Source organism: Candidatus Electronema sp. TJ (genome assembly GCF_048287355.1).
Lineage (GTDB): Bacteria > Desulfobacterota > Desulfobulbia > Desulfobulbales > Desulfobulbaceae > Electronema.
This window is the reverse complement of sequence record NZ_JBLWEP010000006.1, coordinates 23562-29301: the sequence shown is the minus strand read 5'-3', so window position 1 is coordinate 29301 and position 5740 is coordinate 23562. Positions and strand designations below refer to the sequence as shown.

Here is a 5740-nt window from a genome sequence, read left to right as displayed (position 1 = left end):
TCCGCATCTTTTATGACGCAGCTTGCTGCTGTGCTCGCAGGCGGCACTGCTGCTTCCGAAGGCGGCGTTGTCTTGCTCTGAGCTGCGGACGCGCAAACAACACTGATGCACGCCAATATAGATAATACTGTCTTCCTCATGGTCGTTACCTTGTTTGAAGTGAACTCGGTGGATCGTTGGTGCAGCTGCTGCAGCAGCACTGCTGATACCATGAATGCCGCCTGCTTGTCAACAGGCATTCTCGCCTTTCTCAGCCGCCTGCCCGCAGCGCGCGGCTTATGGGAAGATGTCAGCCAGATCAACAGAAAGCCCTTCCAGCAGGACAGACTGCGCCGCGCCTTCGCCCTCTGCTTCCTGGCGCAGCTGGAATTTGCCGCCGCTGTTGACGAAGACCTCCACGCTCTTGCGCTCAGGATCAACAATCCAGTATTCCTGCACGCCAGCCTGCTCATAGGCGCGGAACTTCGTCCGCAGATCATGATAGGCTGAGGACGGCGACAGGACTTCCGCAACAAGATCAGGCGGGCCTTCAATCATCCGCTCGCCGATCAAGGCGGCTTTCTCTTTGCTGATGAAGAGAATGTCCGGCTGGAAGATATTTCGTTCATTCAGCCGGACATCAATCGGCGAGGTGAACACTCTGCCAGCGTTCTCCTTTTTGACAAACAAGGCCATCTGGATGGACAGCTCTAAAATAACTGCTTGATGCAATGGAATTGGCGCTGGACTCATGACAAGCTCCCCGGCGATAAGTTGACAGGCTGCGCCTTCAGGCAGAGCGAGAAAGCGTTCCAAGGCCGATTGATGCTGCTCTGGCCGACGGACCGAATGCTGTTTCGTTGCATAAAGCATTCTGCTGCTGATTTCTGTCTGCATTGCCCCTCCTTCTGCTGACACGTTTGGCGTGCATCTGCATCCTGCTTGCTGATCAGGCAGCATACGGAGGCTGAGGCGGGTTGTCAAGAGGAGAGACGGCGGGGAGGAACGTATATAGGTCCGCAAGACTTACGTGCATAAGTCCGCCGGACTTACCTATATAAGTCTTTGGGACTTACGCAGGTAAGTCCCAAAGACTTATGTGTGTTGGAGGGAAGGAGGCAGATTCCGCGTGGGCAAACGATAAAGCAGTTTGGCCAGCCTGCGTTCTGTTTTTTAGAATTTGAAGACGCTGGGCAGCCTGACGGCATTCATTAACAACCAGCTTGGCTGTCTGCATGAGTGCGGCCCCATCTTCCAAGGGCTGGCCATCTCACTGATGGCAGGCGAAGCGGCCTCGCTGCTCTTCTCACGAATGACCGTGCCGGTCTTGTATTTCTTGGAGAAGCGGTGGGAGCATCAGCATAGCAAGGCGTGAATGGAGAGGTTGAGGAGTGCTAACTTTCCCCAACCTATGCTGCTGCCATTTCCTGTATTTGTTTCAGAGTAAAATTTTTCCCAAGCATCCAGTCTTTTCGTGAAAGAATCAACAAGAGCTTAAGGGCTTTTGTAAAGCTTTTCGGATCCGCAAGTGTGAACTCATACTCCTGTTGAGCAATTTCGTTTTTTCTAATCCACTTTTCGATGCTGAAACGTATGCTTGGTGCCTCGATGCAATACTCATACTCAACGCTGTATTCCCACTTGTCATTGTCAGAAACGTTAGGAACAACGTACGACTTTTCGGCATTGGCAGCAATGTTCGCGAGTGTAGCGTCGAGCAAGGCTATAGATGTAGATACAATATCGAAATATGCATCCAATTCCTTGATTTTTGGAACTTCAAAGTCATGTTCCATCCGATTGCGGATACTATTGAGCCTCGAAAGGCTTCGAGCAGTAAATACTCCAATTTCTCGCAGAAATTCTAACCTTTTCTCAATTTTTAGATTCCTTTTATCGAAGACCTGACGCAGATTCAATCCATCAAGAAAGATTGCCACAGCACAGTCGAGTGCTCTCTTTAAATGAGAAACACAATTGAGCTTCTCTACAAGATTGCCGTCGTCGTGCTTCTCTATGGATTCTTCAGCAAACCTCAGATAGTCCCAAGAATACAAGTCAAATGAGGGAAGATCAAGCCGAAGCATTCCGCCAGAATCTTCCTCAAGCGTCTCATAATTGTCTATAAGGAACTGGCAAATAGCCTTGATATCCTCGTTATTCTGTTCTGTCGAATTCATTCGTTTCCTTATGAGCGTGGGAATGCTGAAGATAACTGATTCTTTTTAAATACTTCTTAAGATAATCACCTTTCCAGCAATCTGCAAGCAGTTCAACAGATCGACAGGTTCTTTTATAACCTGATCTTCCAGCAGAAGTATTCTGCCTGCGCACATGGTGATGAACGTGCCACCTCGATGACAGGCTTCAAGAAGCGGCGGGAGAGTGCTGAAAACATTGATGCCGCGCAAACTGCACTTACGCGGCATTGAAAACTGCGCGTTGCGCAAGCAACCTTACGGAAAGAAGGCGGCTCCTCGAAGAGCGCAGTCTTCGGCAAAGCCGTTCATGAGGTTCATGTTCTGCACTGCTTGGCCGGACGCGCCTTTGGCGATGTTGTCAATAGCTGACATAACGATCACCCGCCCGGTTCTGGAATCAACCTTCACGCCGATGTCACAGCAGTTGCTGCCGCGCACATGCTGGGTTGCCGGGAAGGTTCCAGCAGGGCAGACGCGGACAAAGGTTTCATTGCGGTACGCGCTTTCGTACAACGCCTGAATGTCCTGCTCGCTGATATTGCTGCTTAAGCTGGCGTAGATGGTACTGAGGATGCCGCGTGAGATCGGCAGCAGGTGCGGCGTGAAAGAGATTGTCACTTTGCTTCCGGCCAGCGAGGACAGCTCCTGCTCAATCTCCGGGATGTGGCGATGCGTTCCGCCGACCTTGTAAGCCCGGAAGCCGTCCGCCACTTCACAATACAAGGTATCCACGTTGGCCGAGCGTCCTGCGCCGGAGGTGCCGGATTTGGAGTCAATGATCAGCGTGGACGGGTCGATCAGCTTCTCGCGCAGCAGCGGGGCCAGGCCAAGGATGATCGAGGTGGGATAGCAGCCAGGATTGGCGACCAGCCGGGCCTTCTTCACCTGCTCGCGGTACAGCTCTGGCAGGCCGTAGACAGCCTCGCCGATCAGCTCCGGGCATGTGTGCGGCTGATACCATTGCTCATAGACCGCAGCATCGCGGATGCGGAAATCCGCGCTCAGATCAACCACCTTTTTGCCAGCAGCCAGAAGCACAGGCACGAGGGCCATCGCTGTCTTGTGCGGCACAGCGGCGAAGAAGAAGTCGGCGCGTTCAGCAAGCTGCTCCGGTGCAAGGTCTTCACAGACTAAGTCCACCCGCTTGCGCAAGTTAGGAAAGACAGCGGAAAGCGGCTTGCCTGCGTATTGGCGCGAGGTTGCCACGGTCAGACAGACTTCAGGATGGACGGAAAGAATGCGGGCCAGTTCAACGCCGGTGTAGCCGGATGCCCCGATGATGCCAACGTTCAGCATGATGACGCTCCTTGTTCAACAAATAAGAAAAGGGGAATAACGAAGCCGCTCGTTATTCCCCTGCAATGTGCTGCTGCAATCTGAGACGCAGTTCCGCCTGTTAACGCTTGGAGAACTGGAAGCGTGCGCGTGCGCCGCGCTGGCCGTACTTCTTCCGCTCTTTCACTCTGGAGTCGCGGGTCAGCAGACCGGCTTTCTTCAGTGCGTCGCGCAGCTCAGGATTCAGTGTCTGGAGGGCCTTGGAGATGCCATGCACCAGCGCGTCCACCTGAGCCGCCTTGCCGCCGCCCTGCACGGTGGCCTTGACATCAAACTGCTCCGCTGTCTCGGTGACTGCGAAAGGCTGGGCCACTTTCGGCTCAAAGAAGATATTGCCGAAATATTCCATCGGGGTCATCTTGTTGACTGCCACGCTGCCTGTGCCGCGTGTGATCCACACTCTGGCGATCGCGCTTTTCCGTTTGCCGGTGGCGTATGTCTGCTCGTTTGCCATGATGCTCTCTTATTTGATGTCGAGGAGTTCGGGCTGCTGGGCCTGATGCGGATGCTCGGCCCCGGCATAGACTTTGAGCTTGGTCAGCTGTGCCGCGCCGATCTTGTTGTGCGGCAGCATTCCCTTGACCGCCATCATGATCAGATCTTCCGGCGACTGCTCGCGCACGACCTTGGCGGCGCGGCTCTTGATGCCGCCCGGCCAGCCGCTGTGCCGCCAGTAGGTCTTGTCATTCCACTTGTTGCCGGTCAGATGCACCCGCTCGGCGTTGACGACGATGATGAAGTCGCCGTTGTCTTGGAAATTGCAGAAGGTCGGCTTATGCTTGCCGCGCAGCCGGTCGGCGATCTCAGTGGCGAGACGGCCAAGCACTTTGCCGTCCGCGTCCACAACATACCATTTGCGGCTGATCTCGTTGACCGGCGTATAATACGTTTTCATTGCACGCGCCTCAGTGTGGAATAAAAAAAGGTTCGAACAGGAGCGGTCCGAACCTTGATCTGTTCTGGAAGTGGAGCGGGAAACGAGATTCGAACTCGCGACTTCAACCTTGGCAAGGTTGCACTCTACCACTGAGTTATTCCCGCTCTTGCGAAACGCTGGCAATATAGCAAAAAAGCTGGCTGACTGTCAAGCGGAAAAAAGCAGGGTTGTTCTTTTTCGTTCTGTCCCGGAAAAAACGCTGACCGGGCAGGCAGTTCTTGCCAAGAGCGTGCCGCCGGAATATTATGTTTCGGCAAAAGCGGAGGAAGAGGGATTTGATTTGCACTGCGCAGGAGGAGAGGAAAAATGAAGAGGATGCTGCGGGCCGCCGCCGTGCTGCTGGCCTTTGCCGCCGGCGGCTGCGCCGGAACAACCAGCGGGCCGGACAAGGATAAGCTGCCGGAATTCCGCCTGAGCTGTGCGGCGGCACTGCCTGCGGCGCAGGCAGGTGCGGCAAGCCGTCAGCCAGCGGAGACGCTGATCGAGGGCGTGTCGGTCTTGAACCAGCAGCTGCGGGACTATTTTGGCGGCAGAACGGACATCCGCCTGATCAGCGCGGAAGAGGCTGGCGACGCTGGAGGGCCGAGGACATCACTGGCCGCAGCCAAGGCGGCGGCGGAGAAAGTCGGCTGCAATGCCATCTTGGAGACCAGCCTGAGCCGCTACAAAGAACGGCTTGGCGGTGAGTACACCGCCAAAGAGCCTGCGGCGGTCGGTTTTTCTTACCGCCTGCTCGCCCTGCCGGAAGGCACCGTTCTCTGCCGGGGCAGTTTTGATGAGGAGCAGGAGCCGCTGATGAACAATCTGCTCAAATTCCGCCAGAGCGCGGAGAATGGTTTCAAGTGGGTGACGGCGGAACGGCTGCTGGAGCAGAGCCTGCGCGAACGGCTTGATGCCTGCGTCTTTCTTAACGGCACGAAATAACGGACGTGCGAGCTGTCCTCACTGCGGCGGAGAACCGGCGCGTGGCTCAGGCCATGCTCGACTACGAAATGCTGGCCGACGGCAGCCGGGTGCTGATCGCGGTCTCTGGCGGCATTGACTCGTTGGTGCTGGCGTGGCTGCTGCATGACTGGCGGCGTAAAGCCCCGATCAGCTACGAAGTGCAGGCCGCGCATATTGACATGCAGCCGCAGACGGACGGCCAGTCCGGTGGCAGAGCAAACGAGACGGCGGCACAGTTGGCTGCGCTCGGCATCTCCTGCCGAATTCTGCCGACTGAGCAGCCAGTGGCGTTTTCTGAAGGCGATGATGCGCGGGGCCTCTGCCGACGCTGCGCCAGCGGCAG

9 protein-coding genes and 1 tRNA gene are annotated in these 5740 nt (G+C 55.6%); 3 read left to right on the top strand and 7 right to left on the bottom strand.

Annotated features, from left to right (window positions below; all coding sequences use genetic code 11):
• On the bottom strand, positions 1 to 239 hold a 239-nt coding region (locus tag ACNKID_RS01045), incomplete at its 3' end, for a hypothetical protein (protein ID WP_417911575.1).
• A 37-nt stretch (positions 240 to 276) separates the two neighbouring features.
• Positions 277 to 876, bottom strand: coding sequence for a Uma2 family endonuclease (locus ACNKID_RS01040; RefSeq protein WP_417911574.1), 600 nt, complete (start codon positions 874 to 876; stop codon positions 277 to 279).
• Between the two features lie 283 nt (positions 877 to 1159).
• Here ACNKID_RS01040 and ACNKID_RS01035 point away from each other — a divergent pair, with 283 nt between their 5' ends.
• Entirely contained in the window at positions 1160 to 1354 is a 195-nt protein-coding gene (locus ACNKID_RS01035) for a hypothetical protein (RefSeq protein WP_417911580.1), read from the top strand.
• Positions 1355 to 1388: 34 nt separating this feature from the next.
• Here the strand turns inward: ACNKID_RS01035 and ACNKID_RS01030 are convergent, their stop codons facing one another.
• From ACNKID_RS01030 to ACNKID_RS01010, 5 genes are all read right to left on the bottom strand, one after another.
• Complete coding sequence (locus tag ACNKID_RS01030) at positions 1389 to 2159, bottom strand: hypothetical protein (RefSeq protein WP_417911573.1); 771 nt, start codon at positions 2157 to 2159, stop codon at positions 1389 to 1391.
• Positions 2160 to 2435: 276 nt separating this feature from the next.
• Positions 2436 to 3476, bottom strand: a complete 1041-nt coding sequence (gene argC, locus ACNKID_RS01025) for an N-acetyl-gamma-glutamyl-phosphate reductase (RefSeq protein ID WP_417911572.1) — start codon at positions 3474 to 3476, stop codon at positions 2436 to 2438.
• Between the two features lie 100 nt (positions 3477 to 3576).
• Positions 3577 to 3969: a 30S ribosomal protein S9 gene (rpsI, locus tag ACNKID_RS01020; protein ID WP_417911571.1), complete on the bottom strand. Its 393-nt coding sequence runs from the start codon at positions 3967 to 3969 to the stop codon at positions 3577 to 3579.
• Positions 3970 to 3978: 9 nt separating this feature from the next.
• Positions 3979 to 4410: a 50S ribosomal protein L13 gene (gene rplM, locus ACNKID_RS01015; RefSeq protein ID WP_417911570.1), complete on the bottom strand. Its 432-nt coding sequence runs from the start codon at positions 4408 to 4410 to the stop codon at positions 3979 to 3981.
• 71 nt (positions 4411 to 4481) lie between these two features.
• Positions 4482 to 4556, bottom strand: a tRNA-Gly gene (locus tag ACNKID_RS01010).
• Between the two features lie 202 nt (positions 4557 to 4758).
• Here ACNKID_RS01010 and ACNKID_RS01005 point away from each other — a divergent pair.
• A complete protein-coding gene (locus ACNKID_RS01005; protein ID WP_417911569.1) occupies positions 4759 to 5376 on the top strand; it encodes a hypothetical protein in 618 nt (205 codons plus the stop codon).
• A 5-nt stretch (positions 5377 to 5381) separates the two neighbouring features.
• The coding region (locus ACNKID_RS01000) for an ATP-binding protein (RefSeq protein ID WP_417911568.1) at positions 5382 to 5740 on the top strand (359 nt) is incomplete at its 3' end.

Coding starts and splice junctions, on each gene's coding strand:
- ACNKID_RS01040 (WP_417911574.1), bottom strand. CDS start 876: ATGCAGACAGAAATCAGCAGCAGAATGCTTTATGCAACGAAACAGCAT.
- ACNKID_RS01030 (WP_417911573.1), bottom strand. CDS start 2,159: ATGAATTCGACAGAACAGAATAACGAGGATATCAAGGCTATTTGCCAG.
- argC (WP_417911572.1), bottom strand. CDS start 3,476: ATGCTGAACGTTGGCATCATCGGGGCATCCGGCTACACCGGCGTTGAA.
- rpsI (WP_417911571.1), bottom strand. CDS start 3,969: ATGGCAAACGAGCAGACATACGCCACCGGCAAACGGAAAAGCGCGATC.
- rplM (WP_417911570.1), bottom strand. CDS start 4,410: ATGAAAACGTATTATACGCCGGTCAACGAGATCAGCCGCAAATGGTAT.
- ACNKID_RS01005 (WP_417911569.1), top strand. CDS start 4,759: ATGAAGAGGATGCTGCGGGCCGCCGCCGTGCTGCTGGCCTTTGCCGCC.